We start from the raw sequence: 20,630 nt of genomic DNA on the forward strand, positions 1-20,630 counted from the left end.
CGCGATGGCGCGGCGCATCGCGCGTGATGCGCAAGGGGTGCGTCAGCCGGCGCGCTGCGTGGCGGCGGTCGCGCGGCCTGCGACGTCGGTGTGCGGGCGGAATGCGTAGCCGCTGCGCTGGAACGACGACGCGAAGAACAGCACCTGGTAACGGATCGCATTCGCCCAGTAGTCCCACGTGTGGCCGCCGGGCCGCTCCGCGTAGTCGTGCGGCACGCCGAGCGCGTTCAGCCGTTCATGCAGCGTGCGGTTTGCGCCGACGAGGGAGTCGTCGGACCCGCAGTCGATCGTCAGGTCCATGTGCGCGTGCGCGAATGCGCGGGCGCTCTCGACGATCGCATTGCGGCTCCAGAACGACGGATGCCGCCCCGGATCGCCGAACACGTGATCGATGCCTGGCTCGTCTTCGCATTTGCGCGGATCGACCGCGCCGCTGATGCTGCCGGCCGCGCCGAACGCGTCCGGCCGGTCGAGCGCGATGCGCAGCGCGCCGAAGCCGCCCATGCTGAGGCCGGTGATCGCGCGGGCGTGCTTCGTCGCGATCGTGCGGAAATGCGTGTCGATGTACGACACCACTTCCTTGCCGACGAAGGTTTCGTAGCGGCTGCCCGAATCGAACGGGCTGTCCATGTACCAGCTTTCGCGGCCGCCGTCGGGCATCACGAGAATCACGTGATAGCGGTCGGCCAGTTCGCCGATCCGCGTGTTCGCGGTCCAGTCGGTATGGTCGCCGCCCGAGCCGTGCAGTACGTAGACGGCGGGGAAGCGGTCGGCGCGGGTACTGTGTGTGTAAGCGTTGGGCAGCACGACGGTCGCCGCGAACGATTGGCGCATCGTCGCGCTGGGAATCGTGACCACGCGCGTCTGGAAGGCCCAGGCGGGGCTTGCGATGGCAAGCAGCAGGAACAGCTGGAGGGCGCGCGCCATGTTCATCGATCGTCGCATTCGTCGTGTCCGCCAAATGGTCGGGCATGCCCGGAAACCCTATGTGGAATGACTGTAGCAACGGCGCCTTTCAACCAAATTTCGGCGATGCATGCGGGTTGTCAGGTTGGCGGGGCAGTCGCTTTACGTCAGGCAGCGCTCGACCGATGCGCGGAAGGCGTCGGGCTGTTCCGTCGTCATCAGGTGCCCGCCGCCGCCGATGATCTCGATGCCGGCGCTGCGCGCCAGCGCCCAGTCCGGCACATGCCAGTCGTCGCGCGAACGTTCGCCGGCGATCAGGTAGACCGGATGGCGTTCGAACACCTGCGCGAGCGCGTTCAGGTAGGCGGCGTCGCCGGTCGTCGCGACTACCGAGCGGCCCATCGCGCGCATCGTCGATGCGGGTTGATGGGCGAGCCAGCGGGTGGCCTTGGTTGCCAGCTCCGGAGTTGGAGCGGCGATGGCGCCGCGCAGCCAGGCGAGCGGATCGGCGCGCAATGTGTCGAGCATCGCGTCGGCTTCGGCGGGCGACATGCGTCCGACGGATGCCGACCAGAATGCGTCGTCCAGCGTGAAATTCCCCTCGACGTTGACGATCCGGCGCACGCGCGCGGGATGCGCATGCGCGAACAGCATCGCGATCGCGCCGCCGACCGAGTGGCCGATGACGTCGACGGGTGTGTCGCCGAAGCGCGTGTTGATTGCTTGCCGCAGGTGTTCGACCTGTGCGGCGAGCGTGATGGTGTCGGGCAATGCTGCGCAATGCGCGCCGTAGCCGAGCAGGTCGGGCGCAAGGTGCGGGCCGGGCCAGGACGGCATGTCGAACGTGCCGATGAAGCCGTGGATGAAGACGACGGGTGTGCGGAGGCTCATGCGGGGCGCGGGGACGGGGTCAGCTCGGCGAGCAGTTCGTCGAGTTCGACGGAATGGGTGCGGTCGTGGTCGAGCAACTCGCGCACGAGCTCGTCGAGCGACATGCGGCGGACGCCGTCGCGCAGGCCGCAGCGCGTCAATTCGGTTGGCGAAAGCGTGGTGAGTGTTGCGCACAGCCGTTGCCGCATGACGCGGAACGCATCAAGTGCTTCGTCGAGATCCTGATGCATGTAGTCGCGCTGTTCGGCGAGCGCCGTGCCGTCGACCGACGCGATCACCGGCAGGTCGGCGGTGCGTACTGCGTCGATGCGCGCGGCGAATATCGCGTCGAGGTCGCGCAGGTGGCATGCGTGTTCGACGAGCGAGAAGCCGGTGCCGTCCGGGCGTTGGGTTCTCAGTGCGGTGGGCACGCGGGTGACGAATGCGGCGAACGTGTCGGGCATGCGCACGAGTTCGTTTACGATGTCGGCGAAAGGCAGCTGCTGCGGGTACGGACTGAATACGGCGCCGTAGCTGAACAGCGCGCCGCCGAGGCGGCCGCGCGCCTGCGCGACGTCGTGGCCGCGGCGCCGCATCACGTCGGCGACCATCGCGCCGCAGAACTGGCGCGCCGTGGTGTCGGTCGAGATTTCGGGGAATTTCTGGGCGATTTCGTCCTGGATCGCGCCGATCGCGGCGACGCCGACGCGGGAGAGGGCGGCGAATTCGCGGTAGCGGTCGGGTTGGGCGATCAGGGCTTCGAGCTGTGCGCCGAGTGGGGTGGTGCGGAAGCGGTCGAAGCGGGAGTGCATCGCGGGATGGACTTGGCTGTAACGTTGCGAAACGATACGTTATTGTGACGCGCCGTGTCAATCTACCGGCTTGGGCGGCTCAGCCGGTCGTGTGAAGCGGGAGGCGTGACGAGTGGTCACGTGTTTCGGCTCGCTCGACTTGGAACCGCGTTCGCTTGATTTGAAAGCGGATTGGCGATTCAGGCCAGTCGCAAATGCCGGTGTAAGCTATTCGGCAGGTTAATAGATGAGGCGATGTCGTTCGTTGTCGGCCGAGATGGAATGGACCCTGCGTCCCCGAAGGGAGGGCGGTGTCCATTCCATCTCGGCCATTTTCTGCCGCTCGGTTACGCTCTGGCGCTGACGCTCCAACGGCTGCTATGCACCCAGATACCTGACAGTTGTCCGCTGCCCCTTTGAGCCGCTACACCTATCGGTTAATCAAAATAGGGCTCCAATACCCTCTCGACCCAATTCATGAAGGCCCGGACGCGTTGCGACAGGTTACGCCGATGGGCCACGACGAGCGACGCGGCGAGGGGCTCAGGACGCAGGTCGGGCAGAATCTCCACTAGCGCGCCGCGTTCGATGTGTTGCGCGAGCGCCGAACAGCCCGCCTGGATCAACCCAATGCCCGCAAGGCCGGCTGCATGATAGGTCTGCACGCAGTTGACTTGCATTGCTCCCGGCAGCGCAAGCGCCGCATAGCCGTCGCCGTCTGGATATTCCCATCCAGCAAGCTTGCCGCCAAGTGTTCGCGTGTAGTGAACCATCTGGTGCCCCTGGCTGCGCAGATCGTCGAGCGTGTGCGGTACGCCGTACCGTGCCAGATAGCTCGGGCTCGCCGCATTGATCATGCGCAGCTTGCCAATCGGCCGGGCAATCAGCGCCTCGTCGACAATCGGACCCAGGCGAATCACGCAATCGAACCCTTCCTGGACGAGATCGACACGCCGATCGGTGCTGGAAAGTTCCACTTCCAACTCTGGATGCACCGCCATCAGTTGTGGTAGTGCGGGAACCACGACGCTTTGTGCCAACTCGGTCGGCATGTCGACGCGCAATCTTCCCCGCAGCGGTGCGCCGTCAGCCGAGAACATCGATTGCAATTCCTGTACTTCGGCCAGTAGGTCGCGTGCGCGCGAATAAAAGGCACGTCCATCTTCAGTGAGCTGCACACTCCGCGTGGTCCGATGCAGGAGCGTCGCACCCACGTCTCGCTCAAGCTCACGGATCACCGTAGAGACACGTCCCTTCTGGATACCCAGGCTTTCGGCCGCACGCGTGAAGCTCGTCATTTCGGCGACACGCGCAAAGATCACAAGTGCGTCAAGGTTTTGCATTGTTCACCAGAGGAGTAACAGAACGTTCTATTTGGCCTCATTTATACCTCAGTAGTGGCTCAGTAGACTGGCTTCTCATGTCGTCGACCGACGACCACTTGAACGAAAGGGAGCACTCGTGACTCATCACACCTCGCCGGCGAGAACGGTCGTCGTCTACCACTCTGGCTATGGGCATACCGAGCGCATGGCAACGGCCATCGCCGAAGGCGCGGGCGCCGTACTCGTCGCAATCGACAGCGAGGGAAACGTTGCTGGGGATGCCTGGGAAACGCTTGCCGGCGCGGATGCGATTCTGTTCGGCTCGCCGACCTACATGGGCGGCCCTAGCTGGCAGTTCAAGAAGTTCGCGGACGCATCCTCGAAGATCTGGTTCGAAGGTGGGTGGCAGAACAAGATCTTTGGCGGCTTTACCAATAGCGCGAGTATCAACGGCGACAAGCTCAATACGCTCGAATACTTCTTTCTGCTCGCTGGGCAGCACGGCGGCATCTGGGTCAGCATGGACATCAAGCCGGCGAACGTGAAAGCCTCAATGCGCGACGACCTGAATCGCATGGGCTCCTATATCGCGCCGATGGCGCAGACGCCTGCCGATGCGTCGCCCGCTGAGATGTCGCCGGGAGACCTCGAGACGGCACGCCGCTATGGCGTACGCGTCGCAATGATCGCCGCACGGTTTCGGTCCGGAACCTCTCGGCGCAACTGAAATTCTGGCGCGCGGGACGCGACAGATCGGACGCTGCCGCATCTTATCCAGCCAATCTTGAAGGGAATGGCCATGAAATATAAGCAGCTTGGCCGCACCGGCCTGTATGTCTCCGAGCTGTGCCTCGGCACGATGACGCTGGGCGGCAATGCTGACGCCGGCATGTGGAAGGCGATCGGCGCAGTTGGTCAGGACGAGGCGAACCAGTTGATCGCCCGCGCGCTTGCTGAGGGAATCAATTTCATCGACACCGCCGACATTTATTCCTTTGGCCAATCTGAACGCGTCGTCGGACAAGCGCTGAGAGACATCGGAGTACCACGCAGCGAGCTAGTGCTGGCTACGAAGACCGCTGGCGTGATGGGCCCGAAACCCAACGACCAGGGGGCGTCGCGCGGTCATATCATGGATTCTTTGCAGAGAAGCCTGGAACGGCTCCAGGTCGACCATATCGACCTTTACCAGATTCACGCCAGCGATCCTGTCACGCCGATCGAAGAGACGCTGCGTGCCCTCGACGATCTCACGCGGCAGGGGCTAGTCCGTTATGTCGGCGTCTCGAATTGGCGCGCAGGCAAGATCGGTAAAGCGCTCGGGCTGAGTGCAGCGCTTCACGCCACGCGCTTCGAGACACTCCAGGCCTACTATTCAATCGCTGGACGCGACGTGGAACGCGAGTTGGTGCCACTCGTTATCGAGGAGCGGATGGGGCTGCTCGTCTGGTCGCCCCTCGCCCGCGGATTGCTTTCCGGGAAGTTTGGTCCAGGGGCATCAACCGAAGAGGGTTCGCGGCGCAGCCATTTCGATTTTCCGCCGGTCGATCTCGATCGAGCCTGGCCGTGCGTTGCAGAGATGCGCGCCATCGCCGACGCGCGCGGTATCTCGGTCGCCCGGATCGCACTCGCCTGGTTACTCGCCAAGCCGCATGTCACGAGCGTCATTATCGGCGCCAAACGGGTCGAACAGCTCGAAGATAATCTCGGCGCGGTCGATGTAGTGCTTACCAGGGAGGAGCTTGCGCGTCTTGAAGCCGTGAGTGCTGTGCCTCCCTGCTATCCCGGCTGGATGATCGATCGTCAGGACGCGAGCAGGGTCCCCCAGACTTTCAGGACCCTCGCGTCGAATTAGAACCGACTGCCGTGCACCAATACCTGCGACGTGGGCGGTTGTCAGCATCGGCCCCGTGTTGAATTGAATGCGCCCACTACGAAGAGAGATAGAGATGCCAAAAGGTTATCTGATCGCACACGTCAGCATCTCGGATGCAACTGCTTACGCCGCCTATGCAAAAGCCGCAGGCGATGCAATGAAGAATTTCAGCCCGACGGTCATTGCAATATCGGGACAGTATGAAAACCTCGAAGGCGAGGCCCACGAGCGGCATGTCATCTTTGAGTTTGATTCGTTCGCCGAGGCCAAGCGCTTCTATGAGAGCCCCGAATACCAGGCGGCCAAGGCGCTCCGCGTCGGGGCAGCGACCGGGACCTTTGTCATTCTCGAAGGGACTTCATCACGCTGAGCGTGAAGCGCTCGAACGCCAGACTCCTCGCTTTGATCTGGTGCCAGGCGTTTTCACGAATCACGGCCGCCCCTCTCCGAGGGCGACATGGTTTGCGAAAGCGAGCACTCAAGTTTTTCGATGCATACCTTGCGGTGCCCGACTATTCCGTGAAACGTTCGCCGGCTTATGCGACCGGATGAGCGACGCTTGTACCTTGGAAGCTGCCACTAAAAATGTGCGAGATCGGCGGGCCGCAACGGGTCGAGGCCGTGTGGAAACGCCCATTGAACCGCAGTAGGCGCAGCCGGCTGCGAAGCTTGGCTTGCTGTAGCGCTTCCACAGTCGATTCGGTGACGATGAACGGCTGAACGATTTTGATGCTTGCCTTGCAGATGTCGTCGCTCTGTTTCGAGCCCTAACAGGTGCTCACGCACCCGCAAGCCGCATCGCTTTCATCGTTCTCGAGAAACCCAGGATATTCAACACTCGCGTGAGGTTGTAGGCAAGGACATGCAGGCTCATCTCGGTACCCACGTTGGCCAGCTTGCGTGTCAGGAAGTGCGTGTAACCCATCCAGTGCTTGAACGTCCCGAAGACATGTTCGACGGTTCGCCTGCGAACCGTCATTGCGTCAGGTGTCTTGTCGAGCCGAAGTTGGACTGCTTCCAGCACGGACTCATGCTCCCAACGTGAGATTCGTCGTTGCGAGCTCGGCGTGCATTGAGACTTCAGGGCGCACTGAGGACATGCACTGCTCCAGTAACGGCGCAGTTGCAACCCGTGTTCCTCCCGGGTGTAGCGATAGATCGCGCGCTCGCCAGCCGGGCATAGGTATTCATCGTCGCGGGCAATGTAGATGAAGTCGGCCCTATCAAATCGGCCGTGATGCTTTGCGCTCGACGTCGTGGGTTTAGGCAGGATCACCGCAATCCCGGCATCCGCGCATGCCTTGATCTGGGGTGCGTTGTAGTAGCCACGATCGGCGACTGCCTGGAGTCTGGTCCTACCCATGGCATCGCGTGCAGCTTTGGCTAAGGGGCTGAGCTGCGCGCGGTCGTGGCCAGAATTGGTGACTTCGTGCGCGACGATGAGATGGTGCTTGGCGTCCACTGCGACCTGCACGTTGTAGCCGACCATCCCCGAGCCTTTCCCGCTCGTTGCCATGGAGCGCGCGTCAGGGTCAGTCATGGAGAGTTGACCATCAGGCTGCGTCTTGAGTTGCTCCTCGATTTGATTGAGGCGTTGCATCTGTTCGCGCAATCGAGCGATCTTGTCTTGCAGCCGACTTGTCTTCGCTTCCATCTCTGCAGGCTGCGTGCGATCGGCGGTCTCCAATGCGTTCAGGTACCGCTGAATGCTTTCCTCGATTTGCTGCTGGCGCTTCTCGATCTTGCCCGTGGTGAAGTTGCGGTCGCGAGCGTTGACGGCTTTGAACTTGCTGCCGTCGATGGCAACCAGCGCTTGTGAGAACAGCTTGAGATCACGGCAAAGAATAATGAACCGGTGACAGACGTTGCGAATGCCTGCGCCGTTATCCCTGCGGAAGCCAGCAATGGTTTTGAAGTCCGGCGCCAGGCGGCCCGTGAGCCACATCAACTCGACATTGCGTTGGCATTCGCGCTCCAGACGGCGACTCGACTGGACTCGGTTGAGATAGCCGTAGATGTAAATCTTCAACAGCGCTGCCGGATGATAGGAGGGGCGGCCTGTAGCTGAAGGCGTCGCGCCATCAAACCCAAGCGATCCCAGTTCGAGCTCTTCAACGAACGCGTCAATGATTCTGACGGGGTTATCCTCGGCGATGAAGTCATCGAGGCATTCTGGAAGCAGAGTGACTTGCTTGCGATCGTCACCTTCGATGAATCTCTTCATCCGGTCCCCCGGCCTGAACGCGTTGATTCAGTCTAGGCGATCATGGCGTTTTCACACACCCTAGGTCGGCAACGGCCGGTTGCATCCGTCGGTAATCGGCCACAAGGCGTCGTTCATTCGTCCCATAGCGCAGTCGTTCAGGTGTCGGTTTCGCCCTGCAAACAGTCATTCGACTAGCGAAGACGAATGCTACCTCGTCGGCACGGCACCCGAGGACATTTGAATGACCGCCATGGCGCCGCGTCTGGGCGCGGAGTCAAATCCGGCTCGTCTTCAACCTCCCGGATGCACGCGTCGCCATCCACATCGTGTCGTGGTGGGTGCGAGCCGGCAGAAATCGCGACCGCTCGTCGGACAACTCGGTATCGACATCCTGTTGATAAGAGCGTCAGACGAAATCCTACCCAGCGGCTCTGTATTGCTCGTGCAGCGCATTCCCTGCTGCCGGGAGAATTCCAACAAACCGAGCTGTCCTGTCGTTGTGAAAACAACACTTGCGTCTCTGCCCAAAAGCTCCATCCGAAGCGCAATCGAATTCGTCATTGCTTGTCCGATCGAGATCACGCCGGAGGTCTGGACGTTCACCAGAATCCCGAAAGCGGATGCGGACCACTAGCAAGGCACTTCGCGGCACCACTACCCGCACGACGCTCTTGGAACATTGACGTCCGCTCCAAGCCATCGCCGTCGTAAGGGCGCTCGATTCGCATACCTGGTACGGCTTTTGCGGAGCTTTCACGAGCTTGGTCTCTGCGGGCTTTTGTTCTCGAGTTGCCGCGCCGCTCAGCGTTACGCCATGGCACTTGCCGGTGACTCGCGGTTTCGCTGCTGGTCCTTCACGTAGGGGTGAATCATGGGCTTGAATCTCATCACACATTTGCCGGCGAGCCACGCACTCGCGTGCCTGCTCGTCGGCTTCCACGCCTGGAGCCGGTTCAATACCCCGAGGGCGGTGCGGTCCCAAACCAGCCGTTTCCAGTACCTTGCAAGCTGCGTGATGTATGTATTGGCCTGCGCAGGACTGTGGACCGGTATCACGCTGGCGATTCAGCAAAACCCCCAGTGGCTCTCGATACTGCATCCAGCGCCCGCCGATGGCACCAGACTCGATGGACTGGAGGCTCCCCTCGTCGCCGCGCTGATGTTGACTACGTTGTTGCCTTCGGTGCCGATCCTGCACGAAATCGACGGCAAGATTCTCGCGCTTTTCCATCGGATGGGTGAGATTCCATTTGGCGCAGTGCGCTGGGCACAACGAATAAAAGATGCCGAATTCGACATGCCTGAGAGCCTTGTCGAAAAAGCCAAGGAATACATTTGCGAGAGCGACGACCTGCCAACCACGCTTGTCGTAGAGGTCAGTACCGACAGGGATGGGGCTCCACAACAGTATCGCTTTACACGAGTTCTTGTTTTATACGTCTGGCTGAAGAATTACAGGAGCCGTGCACGCTTCGAGGCGGATTTCGCGGAAGATGTCGATGCATTCGAAAAGCGAATGAAAATCTACTTTGCGCAGTGCGTCGGATTTTTCACGGTCGTTGGACAACTTTCGGCCCAGCAACTTGCTGCGCTCCCCGACTCTGCGAAGACCTACTCCGCCTTGACCAAGGATGCATATGAGGACGTCAGACTGATGGTCGCACGGATGCTGCTTTACAGCAATAACAGGGAAGCGCAGATCGCCGACAAGCTCAAGTCATTGGGATTCAAGATCACCGAGTTGAGAGGCGTTGCATTTCCGCTCAACGTCCTTGCACTTGACTGGATCGGCGTCGTATTGCTGTTCGCCGTTGTGGCGATCTTCACCGCAGGGCAGGACGGCGACGCGATCACCCGGAGGCTCACGATTGGCTTCCTCATTGCGATCAACCACTGTGTCGCCGCTGCATTTGCAATCCTCCCGAAACAACTTTGGGCTTTTGCCAATCGTGGCCGCGACTGCGAACGGCCGGTGCTCGCCTACCTCACGTCAGGGCTGCTTACGCTACCCGTGGTGTTCGCACTATCGTCTATCGTCTACGCGATCAGGTTGAGCCTGCCGCACACGGAGCAGCTCGCACCCTTTGTTGTGCAATGCAAATGGCTCACGCTGTCCATCGTACTGGCTATCCTGCTTGCGTTCGCTTGCGACAACTACGCTCTCGAGGAGCAAGATCCGCGCTGGCTGAAACTGGCCGAGAGCGCAGGAATTGCCTGCAGCATGGCGCTCGTCGGCTACCTCGTCGTTAAATGGGTCGCTCCGGACCTCAACGCCGTGCATTGGCGTACGCAACCACAGCCTTGGTTGCCGATGGCACTGAGCGCGGCGATCGGAGCGCTGTTTGGGGCGACGATTCCGCAGTGGTATCGTCAAACGATGCGCAGGCTGCAGCAAGGGTCAAAAACGCCCAGAACTGAATCGCCGCCTCATCCGGTCGTCGTCTCGGAATCGTGATGTGCGTGGCCGACACGTCGGCGAAGAGAACGGACTGTCGACGCCCGGCAAGGGCATCCAGTCCGTGACCGATGCCGCTAGCGACCGTCACCGGCTGGAGAGATCGGGCGTAGGGCTCGAATGACCGGAGCGCATCGAAGAGCGGCAGTCGACCGAACTTGGACGGATGTCCGAGAGACTTTCAGAAGCGGACGGTGCGGTGACAATGCCCCGAAGGGCTGCTCCGGGTCGATCTGCGCCAGCCGAAACCTCGCAGAGCAATATCAACCGACCCGCAGATCGGCCCGGAGCATCGACCCACCCGTATTTGACGCATCTACTCACGCGTACTGACCCCCGTCAGCGCGCGCACCCGATTCTCGTCGGCGGCGAGATCTCGCGAGTTGCCCGAATAGACGATGCCGCCATCATCCAGCACATAAGCGTAGTCGCTGATCTTGAGACCCATGCGCGCGTTCTGCTCGACCAGCAGCACCGAAATCCCCTCGTCGCGCATCTGCGATACGACGCGAAACACCTCGCGCACGATCAGCGGAGCCAGGCCTTGTGACGGCTCGTCGAGAATCAGCAACCGGGGATTGAGCAGCAGCGCGCGGGCAATCGACAGCATTTCCTGCTCGCCGCCGGAGAGCTGGCGCCCCCGGCTCTCCTTGCGCTCGGCGAGGCGCGGAAACAGCGCGTAGATGCGCGAAATCGTCCACGGCCCGCGGCGCACGAGCGGTACCTTCAGGTTTTCCTCGACACTGAGATTGGCAAATATTCTCCGCCCCTCCGGCACATAGCCGACGCCGCTTGCGGCGATCCGGAAGGTCGGCCAGCGCGAGGCATCCGCGCCGAAGATCGTCACGCGTCCCCGACGCGCAGGCGTCAGGGCCATCAGCGTGCGCAGGGTCGTGGTCTTGCCGGCGCCATTGCGGCCGAGCAAGGCCGTGATCTTGCCTTCCTCGACGGCGAGGCTCACGTCATGCAGGATATGGCTCTCCCCGTAATAGGTATGAAGGCCGTCGGCGACGAGTGCCGCGTTCATGTGGCATCACCCAGGTAAGCGGCCTGCACGGTCTCGTTCGACGCGATCTGCTGCGGCGCGCCCTCGGCAAGCAGGCTGCCGCGGTCGAGCACCGTGATCCGGTCGGCAAGATCGAACACGACGCGCATGTCGTGCTCGATCAAGACGATCGTCATGTCGCTACCACGGTACAAGCGGCGGATGAGCTGCGTGATCTCGTGGGTCTCCTGGTCGCCCATGCCGGCGGTCGGCTCGTCGAGCAGCAGCAGGCGCGGATGAAGGGCCAGCGCCATGGCGATTTCGGCAACGCGCTGATCGCCATGCGAAAGCTCGCCGACCAGCCGATCGCCCTTGGCGCCCAGGCCGGTGATGTCGAGCATCTGTTCGACGCGCTCGCGCACCCGCATCCGCTCCGCGCGGCTGATCCATGGGCGCAGGCGAAGACCGGCCGTCACCTCGGTGCTGATGCGCACGCTCTCGAACACCGTGAGTTCGGGAAAGATCTCGGTGATCTGGAAGGTGCGCGCGATACCTGCCGCAACGCGCCGATGGGCCGGAAGCGCCGTGATGTCGCGTCCGTCGAATACGATGGTTCCCGTGGTCGGCGGGAAAAAGCCGCTGATCAGATTGAAGAACGTGGTTTTACCAGCGCCGTTCGGTCCGATGATTGCGCGCAACTCGCCTTTCTCGACGGCGAGCGATACGTCGCGCACCGCCGCGAGGCTGCCGAAGCGCTTGCCGACGAGCCTGACTTCGAGAACGCTCATGATTCGCCCTTGCGCCGGATGAAGCCGAGCAGGCCACGCGGGAAAAAGAGCACGATCGCGACGAACAGCATGCCGATGAAGGACATCCAGTTGACGGTGATGCTCGACAGATAATCCTGCAGCACGACGAACACCGCAGCACCGAGGAGCGGTCCCCAGAAGCTGCGCATGCCGCCCATCACGGCCATCATCACGAAATCGCCGGACTGGCTGAAGTGCAGCCCGCGCGGATCGGCGAAGTTGTTCAGGAGCGCGTAAAGCGCGCCGGCGAACCCCATGAAGAAGCACGACAGCGTGAATGCGATCCAGATGTGGCGATCGACGGGAATGCCCAGAAAGCGGGCGCGCTGCTCGTTCTCCCGGATCGCGATCATCGTGCGTCCGAAGGGCGAGCGCAGGATGAACCCCATCGATCCGACCGCCAGCACCATGCAAAACAGCACGAAGTAGTAGAACGCGTTGGCGTTCGAGAGGATGTCGATCGTCGCAACGCCAAGATGGAGGGGCATGCGCGAAAACCCGCGCAATCCGTCGTCGCCGCCTGTCACCGAGCTCCACTGAAAAGCGATGTAGTAGAAGACTTGCCCGAACGCGATGGTGACCATCGCGAAGTACACGCCTCGCCGCCGCGCGCAGAGCGCACCCAGCAGCGCGCCGGCGATTCCACCGAGCAACGTGCCGCACAGCAGCGCGAGCGGCGTGCTCGGCGCCGCGAACTTCAACGCGAAGCCCGCGCCGTAGGCACCGAGCCCGAAAAAGGCCGCGTGACCGAACGAAAGCACGCCGGTGAAGCCAAGCAGAAAGTTCACCGACATCGCAGCAAGGCCAAGCACCAGCACGCGTGTGCCGAGCGCGGTATAGCCGCCGAGCGGCGGCATCCAGTAGGGGGCGAGCAGCAACGCCGCCCAGATTGCCGCGAGCGTCAGCAGCCGGCGCCGGCGAGACCGTGGTCGTTCGTTCATTCCAGCATGCCCTCTTCGCCAAGCAGGCCACGCGGGCGCAGCAGCAGCACCACGGCCATCATCACGTAGATGATCGCCTCGCTCGCAGCGGGCAGGAACACCGCCGTGACGCCCGACGCGACCCCGATCAGCAATCCGCCGAGCAGCGTGCCGGTGAGGCTGCCGACCCCGCCGACGATGATGGCGATGAAGCTTGGCATCAGCAACCCGGTTCCCATGGTCGGCTCCAGCCCGAGCTGGCCCGCCGCGAGCACGCCGCTCAGGCCGGCAAGAAACGCCCCGACCGCGAAATTGAGCGAGCGCAACCTGCCCACATTGATGCCGAGCGCCGCGACGGTTTCAAGGTCGAGCGTGCCCGCACGAATACGGATGCCAAGCCTGCTGTAGCGCAGCAGGATGAACAGCAGCGCCACCGCCACCGCCACCGTGCCGACCATGAACAGGCGGTAGCCCGTGACGAAAAAGAACGTGTCGCTCAAAGGTTGCGCGAGCACGGCCGGAACGGTCACGGGTTTGCCTTGGGCGCCCCATATGAAGCGGGTGCCGTCCTCGAAGATGAAGGCGAGGCCGAACGTCAGCAGCAGGCTGTATAGCGGATCGCGCCCGTAGACTCGCCGGATGAGCATCCGCTCGAGGGCGAGGCCGATCAGGGCGACGCACGGCGGCGCGATCAGCAGCGCGCCCCAGAAGCCAACGTACGGGGTGATGGTGTACGCAACGTAGCCGCCGGCGACAAGGAAACCGCCATGGGCGAAGTTGATCACGTTGCTCAAGTTGAGGATGAGCGATAACCCGAGCGCCATCAGCACGTAGAACGCGCCAATGATCAGGCCGTTGGTGACGTTGAACAGGAGAAGCTGGGTCATCGCGCACCGTTCTTGTTATCGTGCATGCCGCGTACGGGCCTCGCCCGATGCGCCTGCGGTGTTCGCTTCGCCATGTGCGCCCGCCGCCCGCGTCGGGAAGGTGGCCCGCCGGTAACGCCCGGGCAAGGCGTCGGGAATCAGGCTGGCCACTGCAGCTTGCAGCCGGTTTCGCTCTCGGGCGGCGCGGTCTTGTCGCCGGCGACCACGCGTTCGACGCGGAACAGGTCTTCAGGATCGCCGGCCGGCCTGGACAGCGCTTCGCCGACGAACGCCGACGTCATCAGCTGGTGGTCACCCTTGCGGTAGTAGACCTTGTTGGGCTGCAGCTTGATGTCATCTGCCAGTTCGAATCCGCCGAGCGCTTCGGCAAGCTTTCTGGAGTCGAGGGTTTGTTCCTTGTTGGCGATGGCGGCCAGCGTGCGGACCGACGTGTACCCGAACCAGTGACGGGCGGTGGGCACTTTGCCGCCGTTCACCTTGCGGATGTCGGCGACGAACTTCTCGACGCCCGGCACGCCCGGCTGTTTCCAGTACCACTCCAGCATCCAGATGCCGACGCGCGCTTCGGGCGGCATCGACTCGAGCGATTCCAGCTCCTGCTGCAGGCCGGCGACGTGAATATCCTTGCTGATGCCGAACTGTGCGATCTGTTTCAAACAGTTGACCATATCGGAGCCTTGCGGCAGCACCAGCAGAACGTCCGGCTTCGCCGCGCGCGCCTTGATCAGATAGGCGGAGAAATCGGTCGTGCCGAGCGGCGTGAGCTCGTTGCCGGTGATCGTGCCGCCCAGCTTCTGCAGGTCGGCCGCCGCGGCCTTCTGCAGGGTGTGACCGAACGCGTAATCCGGCGTGATGAAATGCCACTTCTTGCCGTACTGGGTAAACAGCAGACTGGCGACGGCGTTGGCCTCCATGCTCGTCGTGTTGCACACGCGAAAGACGTTCCATTTGCAGTCGCTGCCCGTGATCGTGTCGGTATGGCCGCCGGAGACGATGTGCAGCACCTTCTTTTCGTTGCTGACCTGGGCAATGGCCTGGGCGATGCCTGAATTCACATCGCCGATGAGGAACGTGACCTGATCGCGTTCGATCAGCTTGCGCGCCTTCTGTACGCCAGTCCCGACGTCGTTCGCCGAATCCTCCACCATCAGCTCGACAGGCCGACCGAGGATGCCGCCCCGCGCGTTGATCTGCTGTACCGCAAGCCTCGCACCGATCACTTCGTTCTGTGCGTCTGCAGCATAAACGCCCGTCAAAGGATCGACCATTCCGATTCGCAGCGGAGCTTCACCGCGCGACTTGATGATGAAGGGAGGCGCCAGTTGCACGGCCGTTGCAGCGGCAGCCGCCTTGAGCAAGGCACGACGATTCAAGTTAGGAATGCGACTCGGTGTTTTCATAGGGTTCTCCCTCACCGTTTGTCGATCCGGAGTGAGCGCGTTTGCACTTGGTCCGGTCCCACACAAAGCTGTCGAATCGGTCGATCGCCTCAATTCTTGATCGGCGCGTGAGATAGCCCGCGCAATTCAATCTTGGACGCGTTGAATCGAATTCACAATACGCAATACCCCGCCATTGGGATCATCTCGCAGCGGCATCGCGCAAGCACGTCAAGCGGCGGGCCACCCCCTCAGGGGTTCGTCCCAGCTTTACGCCGCCACTCCCCGCCGCCCACAATGCCTGATCGGCATCACAGACCGGATCGCCTCGCGCGCGGACCGACAAGCCCGCCGCCGGCAACCCGGAACAACGAGCACCGCCGCCCGGGGAACGCACCGCCAATAGTGGGGGAGCCATGTCACCGCGCGCTCATCTCGTGCTCGTTCTAGCGATCGGGTGGCTCGCCGCCGTGCCCGGCCGGGCGTCGGCCGACGACAGCCGCCTGCGTTTCGAAGTCCACATCGAGGCCCCCCACAACCAGCTGTCCGACCGCCCGACCGAAACGGACGACCCGCACCACATACTCGTCATCCAGGGCCGCAAGGACCCGAAGGTCGAGCTATGGCTCGGCATCGACTTCGCGTCCACCCATCCACACTGCCTGTCGCAAACATGGTTCGGCCGCCTGTTCGGCGCGCCGAACCTCCCGCAAGTCGTCACGGACAATATCCGCTTGCCGGCCGGCAAGGACCGGTTCGAGGTCCGTTTCTTCGTCGATCGCTACGCCCCGGGCCGCTGCGGATGGCAGCCGCTGGGCATTCGCCACGCCGAATTCGTCCCCGGCGTCAGCGACGGACCGAGCGGATGGGGCGGGCTGATCGTATTCAGCGACTCCGGCAGGCGCGAAGCGAACCTCGCCTGGTCCTGCCAGCTCGGCGTATCCAGCGCGTCGCCGACCGACCTCGGCTGCCTGACGAGAACGCGGGGCGCCGGCGCGATGAGAATCTCCAGCCAGGGCGGCACGGTCAACGTGACGTTCGAGCTGTTGCCCCGGTCGCCGCTGCCGCGCGGGCTGGAGGCCGAAGGCGGCGGGAAGGCGATCGGGGGTTGAGCGCGGCCGCGGCGGATGCGCGACCGGAGAACACCACCGCGGTCAGTGCTTCTTCTGCGCGGCCTCGATCTCGGCCCGCAGCCGTGCTTCCTGCTCCTGCAGTTCCGGCGTGAGTTCCGCGCCGAAGTCTTCCGCCTCGAACACCGGCCGGATCTCGATCTCCGATTCGCCCTTCATCGGATTCGGGCAGCGCTTCACCCATTCGACGGCTTCGTCCATCGACTTCACCTGCCACATCCAGAAACCGGCGATGACCTCCTTGGTCTCGGCGAACGGCCCGTCGATCACGCTTCGGCCCGGTCCGGAAAAGCGCACGCGCTTGCCGCGCGAGCTCGGATGCAACCCTTCGCCCGCGAGCATCACGCCCGCCTTCACCAGTTCCTCGTTGTACCGGCCCATCGCGGCCAGCAACTCGGTGTCCGGCATCTCGCCGGCCTCGGATTCGCGCGTCGCCCTGACGATTACCATTACTCGCATCGTTGTATCTCCTTGAAATGGGGAAAGTTCGGGCATCCGCCGATTGTATGGCCATGCGACGGACGCGCCCGATATGACGACGAACCACGACGCCGGAAATCGACATCATGCCCGGGAAAATCTCCGCGGTCGTGTCGGCGATCCCCAATGTGATCGGGCGCCCGCGCGGGATATCGTGCGCGATGGCCGGGAAGGGGCGATGGCCTCCCCGGCACGCAAGGCTGCCGCCGCGTCAGGACACCTTGTCCATTGCCACCGGATAGCGCCCGCCATTCCCGGCGTCGTCGCCCGCCGCAAGCGTTTCCAGCGCCATCCCCTTCGTCTCGATCCCGAGCGTCCACACGGCCAGCGCCGCCGCCGCGAACGACAGCGCGCCGAGCGTGAACACGCCGCCCTGCCCGAACACCGGCAGCACGACGCCGACCACGTACGGCCCGATCAGCGAGCCGACGCGCCCGATCGCCGACGCGAAGCCGGACCCCGTCGCGCGCGCACCGGTGCCGTACAGCTCCGGCGTGTACGTATACAGCGCGGCCCACATCCCGAACAGGAAGAACTGCATCGCGAGGCCCGTGCCGATCAGCAGCGCGGTGCTGCCGCCGTACAGCGCGCTCTGCCCGTACGCATACGCCATCGCGCCGCCGCCGAGCAGCGACGCGATGCAGGTCGGCTTGCGGCCCCAGCGCTCGACGAGCCACGCCGCGCACAGGAAGCCCGGCACGCCGCCGAGCGAGATCAGCACCGTATAGAACACCGATTTCGTGACCTCGAAGCCGGCCTGCTGCAGCAGCGCGCCGAGCCACGACGTCAGCCCGTAGAAGCCGAGCAGCGCGAAGAACCACAGCAGCCACACCATCGTCGTGCGGCGGCGGTACGCGCCGCTCCAGATCTCGCGCAGCGCGCCGCGCCCGCGCTGCGCCGGCGCTTGCGCGAGCCGCGCGGGCGGCGGCAGCGTCGTGACGCCGGCCGAGCGCATCACCTTCGTCTCGATGTCGCGCATCACCGCGTCGGCTTGCGCGAGCCGGCCCGCATGTTCGAGCCAGCGCGGCGATTCGGGCACGACGCGGCGCACGATCAGCACGAACACGGCCGGAATCGCGAGCAGCGCGAACACCGTGCGCCAGCCGAATTGCGGCAGCACGAAGTACGACACGATGCCGGCGGTGATGAAGCCGAGCGGCCAGAAGCCGTCCATCAGCGCGATCAGGCGGCCGCGCTTCGCGGCCGGCACGAATTCGGACAAGAGCGTCTGCGCGACCGGAAACTCCATCCCCATGCCGATGCCGAGCAGCACGCGGTAGACGATCAGCGCGTCGACGCTCTGCGCGGTCGAGCACAGGTACGACGCCGCGCCCCACAGCACCATGCTCCACTGGAACACGGGGCGCCGGCCGAAGCGGTCGGCGAGCAGCCCCGCGACCGCCGCGCCGAGCACCATCCCGAAGAAGCTCGCGCTCGCGACGAGGCCGGCCATCGCGGTCGACAGCCCGAATTCCTTCTTGATCGAGCCGAGCACGAAGGTCATCGTGCCGAGGTCGACCGAGTCGAAGAAGAACGCGATCGCGATGATGAAGAAGATCAGCTTGTGATACCCGGAAAACGGCAGGCGTTCGAGCCGGGCGGCGGCGCTGGCGCGCGTGATGGAGGCGGGTGCGGTGGCGGCGGGCATGGCGTCCTCTGAAATGAAAAGGGGCCTCGAAGCGACATGCTTCAAGGCCCCGAGCATTCAGTAGACGCGACCACAAAACGCCACATCAGAGGAAAAACGCCGTGCGCTTGAACAAATGCGTCATCGCGCGCGCCGGACCGCCGTTCCGTCAGTTCTTCAACCGATACCCGGTGCGGAAGATCCACGCGACGATCGCGAGCAGCACGGCGAGGAACAGCGTGGTCGCGCCGAGGCTGATCCCGACGTGCACGTCCGCGAGCCCGTAGAACGACCAGCGGAAGCCGCTGATCAGGTAGACGATCGGGTTGAACAGCGTGACGATGCGCCACGCGGGCGGCAGCATGTCGACCGAGTAGAAGCTGCCGCCGAGGAACGTCAGCGGCGTGATGATCAGGAGCGGCACGAGCTGCAGCTTCTCGAAGCTGTCGGCCCAGATGCCGATCACGAAGCCGAACAGGCTGAACGTGATCGACGTCAGCACGAGAAACAGCACCATCCAGAACGGATGCAGGATGTGCAGCGGCACGAACAGGCCGGCGGTCGCGAGGATGATGAGGCCGAGCAGCATCGACTTCGACGCGGCCGCGCCGACGTAGGCGATCACGATCTCCCAGTACGACACCGGCGCCGACAGGATCTCGTAGATCGTCCCCGTGAAGCGCGGGAAGTAGATGCCGAACGATGCGTTCGAGATGCTCTGCGACAGCAGCGACAGCATCACGAGGCCCGGCACGATGAACGACCCGTAGCCGATGCCGTTCACGTCGCTGATGCGCGAGCCGATCGCGGAGCCGAACACGACGAAGTAGAGCGACGTCGAGATCACCGGCGCGATGATGCTCTGCATCAGCGTGCGCCGCGTGCGGGCCATTTCTGCGCGGTAGATCGCGCGGATCGCTTGGAAATTCATGTAAGGGATGCCTCTCGTGCGCCGTTGCGGCGGTTGTCGATCAGACTGACGAAGATGTCCTCGAGCGAGCTCTGCGTCGTGTGCAGGTCGCGGAAGCCGATGCCGGCCGCGCCGAGCGCGTTGATCAGCGTCGCGATGCTCGCGTCGTCGCGTTGCGAGTCGTAGGTGTAGACGAGCGCGCCGCCGGCGTCGGCGAGTTCGAGCCCGAACGACGCGAGCGCGGGCGGCAGCGTCGCGAGCGGATGTTCGAGCTGCACGGTGAGCTGCTTCTTGCCGAGCTTGCGCATCAGCTCGTGCTTGTCTTCGACGAGCACGAGCTCGCCGCCCTGGATGATGCCGATCCGGTCGGCCATTTCCTCGGCTTCCTCGATGTAGTGCGTGGTCAGCACGATCGTCACGCCGCTTTCGCGCAGCGAATCGACGAGCTTCCACATGTCGCGGCGCAGCTCGACGTCGACGCCCGCGGTCGGTTCGTCGAGGAACAGGATGCGCGGCTCGTGCGACAGCGCCTTCGCGATCATCACGCGGCGCTTCATGCCGCCCGACAGCGTCATCAGCTTGTTGTCGCGCTTGTCCCAGAGCGACAGCGCCTTCAGCGTCTTCTCGATGTGCGCGGGATTCGGCGCCTTGCCGAACAGGCCGCGGCTGAACGATACGGTCGCCCACACGGTCTCGAACGCGTCGGTCGTCAGCTCCTGCGGCACGAGGCCGATCATCTCGCGGGCCGCGCGGTACGCGTCGCGGATGTCGTGGCCGCCGACCGTCACGCGGCCGTCGGTCGGCGTGACGATCCCGCAGATCGAGCCGATCAGCGTCGTCTTGCCGGCGCCGTTCGGGCCGAGCAGCGCGAAGATTTCGCCGGCGCGGATGTCGAGATTGACGTGCTTCAGGGCCTGGAACCCGGACGCATAGATCTTGGACAGGTTCGAGACGGACAGGATCGGGGGCGTGCTCACGGGCGAGGTCCGGTAGGAGAGAGGGCGGGCGCCGGCGCGGCGGCGCGCGGGCGCGAAGGTCGGAGAATGGCGCGGGCAAGCGGCATCGGGCGTTCGT

The 20,630-nt window shown here is 63.6% G+C and carries 20 protein-coding genes; 6 read left to right on the forward strand and 14 right to left on the reverse strand.

The annotated features are described in order from the left end of the window. Nucleotides 1-42: 42 nt before the first annotated feature. The 4 genes from ACFIMZ_RS22120 to ACFIMZ_RS22135 all read right to left on the reverse strand — a co-directional run bounded on the left by ACFIMZ_RS22120 (nt 43) and on the right by ACFIMZ_RS22135 (nt 3,910). The gene (locus tag ACFIMZ_RS22120; protein WP_431824447.1) at nt 43-945 is read right to left on the reverse strand and encodes an alpha/beta hydrolase; all 903 of its coding nucleotides are present in this window, start codon (nt 943-945) and stop codon (nt 43-45) included. Nucleotides 946-1,068: 123 nt separating this feature from the next. Continuing rightward, entirely contained in the window at nt 1,069-1,797 is a 729-nt protein-coding gene (locus tag ACFIMZ_RS22125) for an alpha/beta fold hydrolase (protein ID WP_431824448.1), read from the reverse strand. Beyond that, entirely contained in the window at nt 1,794-2,588 is a 795-nt protein-coding gene (locus ACFIMZ_RS22130) for a DinB family protein (protein ID WP_431824449.1), read from the reverse strand. Before ACFIMZ_RS22130 ends, ACFIMZ_RS22125 begins: the two co-directional genes overlap by 4 nt. A 416-nt stretch (nt 2,589-3,004) precedes the next feature. After that, a complete protein-coding gene (locus ACFIMZ_RS22135; RefSeq protein WP_431824450.1) occupies nt 3,005-3,910 on the reverse strand; it encodes a LysR family transcriptional regulator in 906 nt (301 codons plus the stop codon). Nucleotides 3,911-4,028: 118 nt separating this feature from the next. Between ACFIMZ_RS22135 and ACFIMZ_RS22140 the strand changes: the two genes are divergently transcribed. The 3 genes from ACFIMZ_RS22140 to ACFIMZ_RS22150 all read left to right on the forward strand — a co-directional run bounded on the left by ACFIMZ_RS22140 (nt 4,029) and on the right by ACFIMZ_RS22150 (nt 6,138). Then, nucleotides 4,029-4,619, forward strand: coding sequence for a flavodoxin family protein (locus tag ACFIMZ_RS22140; protein ID WP_431824451.1), 591 nt, complete (start codon nt 4,029-4,031; stop codon nt 4,617-4,619). A gap of 72 nt (nt 4,620-4,691) precedes the next feature. Then, entirely contained in the window at nt 4,692-5,747 is a 1,056-nt protein-coding gene (locus ACFIMZ_RS22145) for an aldo/keto reductase (protein ID WP_431824452.1), read from the forward strand. Nucleotides 5,748-5,841: 94 nt separating this feature from the next. Continuing rightward, nucleotides 5,842-6,138, forward strand: coding sequence for a DUF1330 domain-containing protein (locus ACFIMZ_RS22150; RefSeq protein WP_431824453.1), 297 nt, complete (start codon nt 5,842-5,844; stop codon nt 6,136-6,138). Between the two features lie 408 nt (nt 6,139-6,546). Here ACFIMZ_RS22150 and ACFIMZ_RS22155 read toward each other — a convergent pair whose 3' ends face one another. Next, nucleotides 6,547-7,992 carry an IS1182 family transposase gene (locus tag ACFIMZ_RS22155; RefSeq protein WP_431824454.1) on the reverse strand — a complete coding sequence of 482 codons (1,446 nt, stop codon included), beginning with the start codon at nt 7,990-7,992 and terminating at the stop codon, nt 6,547-6,549. A 223-nt stretch (nt 7,993-8,215) separates the two neighbouring features. On the opposite strand from ACFIMZ_RS22155, the gene ACFIMZ_RS22160 reads away from it, so the two are divergent. Both ACFIMZ_RS22160 and ACFIMZ_RS22165 read left to right on the forward strand, forming a co-directional pair. After that, on the forward strand, nt 8,216-8,608 hold the full coding sequence (locus ACFIMZ_RS22160; protein WP_431824455.1) for a hypothetical protein: 393 nt from the start codon (nt 8,216-8,218) through the stop codon (nt 8,606-8,608). Nucleotides 8,609-8,845: 237 nt separating this feature from the next. Continuing rightward, a complete protein-coding gene (locus ACFIMZ_RS22165) occupies nt 8,846-10,429 on the forward strand; it encodes a hypothetical protein (RefSeq protein WP_431824456.1) in 1,584 nt (527 codons plus the stop codon). Nucleotides 10,430-10,745: 316 nt separating this feature from the next. Here ACFIMZ_RS22165 and ACFIMZ_RS22170 read toward each other — a convergent pair whose 3' ends face one another. From ACFIMZ_RS22170 to ACFIMZ_RS22190, 5 genes are all read right to left on the reverse strand, one after another. Continuing rightward, nucleotides 10,746-11,456, reverse strand: coding sequence for an ABC transporter ATP-binding protein (locus ACFIMZ_RS22170; protein ID WP_431824457.1), 711 nt, complete (start codon nt 11,454-11,456; stop codon nt 10,746-10,748). Continuing rightward, a complete protein-coding gene (locus tag ACFIMZ_RS22175; RefSeq protein ID WP_431824458.1) occupies nt 11,453-12,202 on the reverse strand; it encodes an ABC transporter ATP-binding protein in 750 nt (249 codons plus the stop codon). The genes ACFIMZ_RS22170 and ACFIMZ_RS22175 overlap by 4 nt, the downstream gene beginning before the upstream one ends. Continuing rightward, the gene (locus ACFIMZ_RS22180; protein WP_431824459.1) at nt 12,199-13,164 is read right to left on the reverse strand and encodes a branched-chain amino acid ABC transporter permease; all 966 of its coding nucleotides are present in this window, start codon (nt 13,162-13,164) and stop codon (nt 12,199-12,201) included. Before ACFIMZ_RS22180 ends, ACFIMZ_RS22175 begins: the two co-directional genes overlap by 4 nt. Continuing rightward, entirely contained in the window at nt 13,161-14,030 is an 870-nt protein-coding gene (locus ACFIMZ_RS22185) for a branched-chain amino acid ABC transporter permease (protein ID WP_431824460.1), read from the reverse strand. Before ACFIMZ_RS22185 ends, ACFIMZ_RS22180 begins: the two co-directional genes overlap by 4 nt. Nucleotides 14,031-14,167: 137 nt before the next feature. After that, on the reverse strand, nt 14,168-15,430 hold the full coding sequence (locus ACFIMZ_RS22190) for an ABC transporter substrate-binding protein (RefSeq protein WP_431824461.1): 1,263 nt from the start codon (nt 15,428-15,430) through the stop codon (nt 14,168-14,170). 395 nt (nt 15,431-15,825) lie between these two features. Here ACFIMZ_RS22190 and ACFIMZ_RS22195 point away from each other — a divergent pair, with 395 nt between their 5' ends. Then, nucleotides 15,826-16,521, forward strand: a complete 696-nt coding sequence (locus tag ACFIMZ_RS22195; protein WP_431824462.1) for a hypothetical protein — start codon at nt 15,826-15,828, stop codon at nt 16,519-16,521. A 42-nt stretch (nt 16,522-16,563) separates the two neighbouring features. On the opposite strand, the gene ACFIMZ_RS22200 is transcribed toward ACFIMZ_RS22195, so the two are convergent. The 4 genes from ACFIMZ_RS22200 to ACFIMZ_RS22215 all read right to left on the reverse strand — a co-directional run bounded on the left by ACFIMZ_RS22200 (nt 16,564) and on the right by ACFIMZ_RS22215 (nt 20,533). Next, on the reverse strand, nt 16,564-16,998 hold the full coding sequence (locus ACFIMZ_RS22200; RefSeq protein WP_431824463.1) for a YciI family protein: 435 nt from the start codon (nt 16,996-16,998) through the stop codon (nt 16,564-16,566). Nucleotides 16,999-17,230: 232 nt separating this feature from the next. Next, the gene (locus ACFIMZ_RS22205; protein WP_431824464.1) at nt 17,231-18,667 is read right to left on the reverse strand and encodes an MFS transporter; all 1,437 of its coding nucleotides are present in this window, start codon (nt 18,665-18,667) and stop codon (nt 17,231-17,233) included. A gap of 148 nt (nt 18,668-18,815) precedes the next feature. After that, a complete protein-coding gene (locus ACFIMZ_RS22210) occupies nt 18,816-19,577 on the reverse strand; it encodes an ABC transporter permease (protein ID WP_059609714.1) in 762 nt (253 codons plus the stop codon). Continuing rightward, nucleotides 19,574-20,533 carry an ABC transporter ATP-binding protein gene (locus ACFIMZ_RS22215; protein ID WP_431824465.1) on the reverse strand — a complete coding sequence of 320 codons (960 nt, stop codon included), beginning with the start codon at nt 20,531-20,533 and terminating at the stop codon, nt 19,574-19,576. The genes ACFIMZ_RS22210 and ACFIMZ_RS22215 overlap by 4 nt, the downstream gene beginning before the upstream one ends. Between the last annotated feature and the right edge of the window lie 97 nt (nt 20,534-20,630).

Source organism: Burkholderia sp. F1 (genome assembly GCF_050813845.1).
GTDB classification, from domain to species: Bacteria; Pseudomonadota; Gammaproteobacteria; order Burkholderiales; family Burkholderiaceae; genus Burkholderia; species Burkholderia ubonensis.

Coding starts and splice junctions, on each gene's coding strand:
- ACFIMZ_RS22135 (WP_431824450.1), bottom strand. CDS start 3,910: ATGCAAAACCTTGACGCACTTGTGATCTTTGCGCGTGTCGCCGAAATG.
- ACFIMZ_RS22210 (WP_059609714.1), bottom strand. CDS start 19,577: ATGAATTTCCAAGCGATCCGCGCGATCTACCGCGCAGAAATGGCCCGC.
- ACFIMZ_RS22130 (WP_431824449.1), bottom strand. CDS start 2,588: ATGCACTCCCGCTTCGACCGCTTCCGCACCACCCCACTCGGCGCACAG.
- ACFIMZ_RS22180 (WP_431824459.1), bottom strand. CDS start 13,164: ATGAACGAACGACCACGGTCTCGCCGGCGCCGGCTGCTGACGCTCGCG.
- ACFIMZ_RS22125 (WP_431824448.1), bottom strand. CDS start 1,797: ATGAGCCTCCGCACACCCGTCGTCTTCATCCACGGCTTCATCGGCACG.
- ACFIMZ_RS22170 (WP_431824457.1), bottom strand. CDS start 11,456: ATGAACGCGGCACTCGTCGCCGACGGCCTTCATACCTATTACGGGGAG.
- ACFIMZ_RS22175 (WP_431824458.1), bottom strand. CDS start 12,202: ATGAGCGTTCTCGAAGTCAGGCTCGTCGGCAAGCGCTTCGGCAGCCTC.
- ACFIMZ_RS22145 (WP_431824452.1), top strand. CDS start 4,692: ATGAAATATAAGCAGCTTGGCCGCACCGGCCTGTATGTCTCCGAGCTG.
- ACFIMZ_RS22165 (WP_431824456.1), top strand. CDS start 8,846: ATGGGCTTGAATCTCATCACACATTTGCCGGCGAGCCACGCACTCGCG.
- ACFIMZ_RS22195 (WP_431824462.1), top strand. CDS start 15,826: ATGTCACCGCGCGCTCATCTCGTGCTCGTTCTAGCGATCGGGTGGCTC.
- ACFIMZ_RS22205 (WP_431824464.1), bottom strand. CDS start 18,667: ATGCCCGCCGCCACCGCACCCGCCTCCATCACGCGCGCCAGCGCCGCC.
- ACFIMZ_RS22120 (WP_431824447.1), bottom strand. CDS start 945: ATGCGACGATCGATGAACATGGCGCGCGCCCTCCAGCTGTTCCTGCTG.
- ACFIMZ_RS22160 (WP_431824455.1), top strand. CDS start 8,216: ATGACCGCCATGGCGCCGCGTCTGGGCGCGGAGTCAAATCCGGCTCGT.
- ACFIMZ_RS22155 (WP_431824454.1), bottom strand. CDS start 7,992: ATGAAGAGATTCATCGAAGGTGACGATCGCAAGCAAGTCACTCTGCTT.
- ACFIMZ_RS22200 (WP_431824463.1), bottom strand. CDS start 16,998: ATGCGAGTAATGGTAATCGTCAGGGCGACGCGCGAATCCGAGGCCGGC.
- ACFIMZ_RS22185 (WP_431824460.1), bottom strand. CDS start 14,030: ATGACCCAGCTTCTCCTGTTCAACGTCACCAACGGCCTGATCATTGGC.
- ACFIMZ_RS22190 (WP_431824461.1), bottom strand. CDS start 15,430: ATGAAAACACCGAGTCGCATTCCTAACTTGAATCGTCGTGCCTTGCTC.
- ACFIMZ_RS22150 (WP_431824453.1), top strand. CDS start 5,842: ATGCCAAAAGGTTATCTGATCGCACACGTCAGCATCTCGGATGCAACT.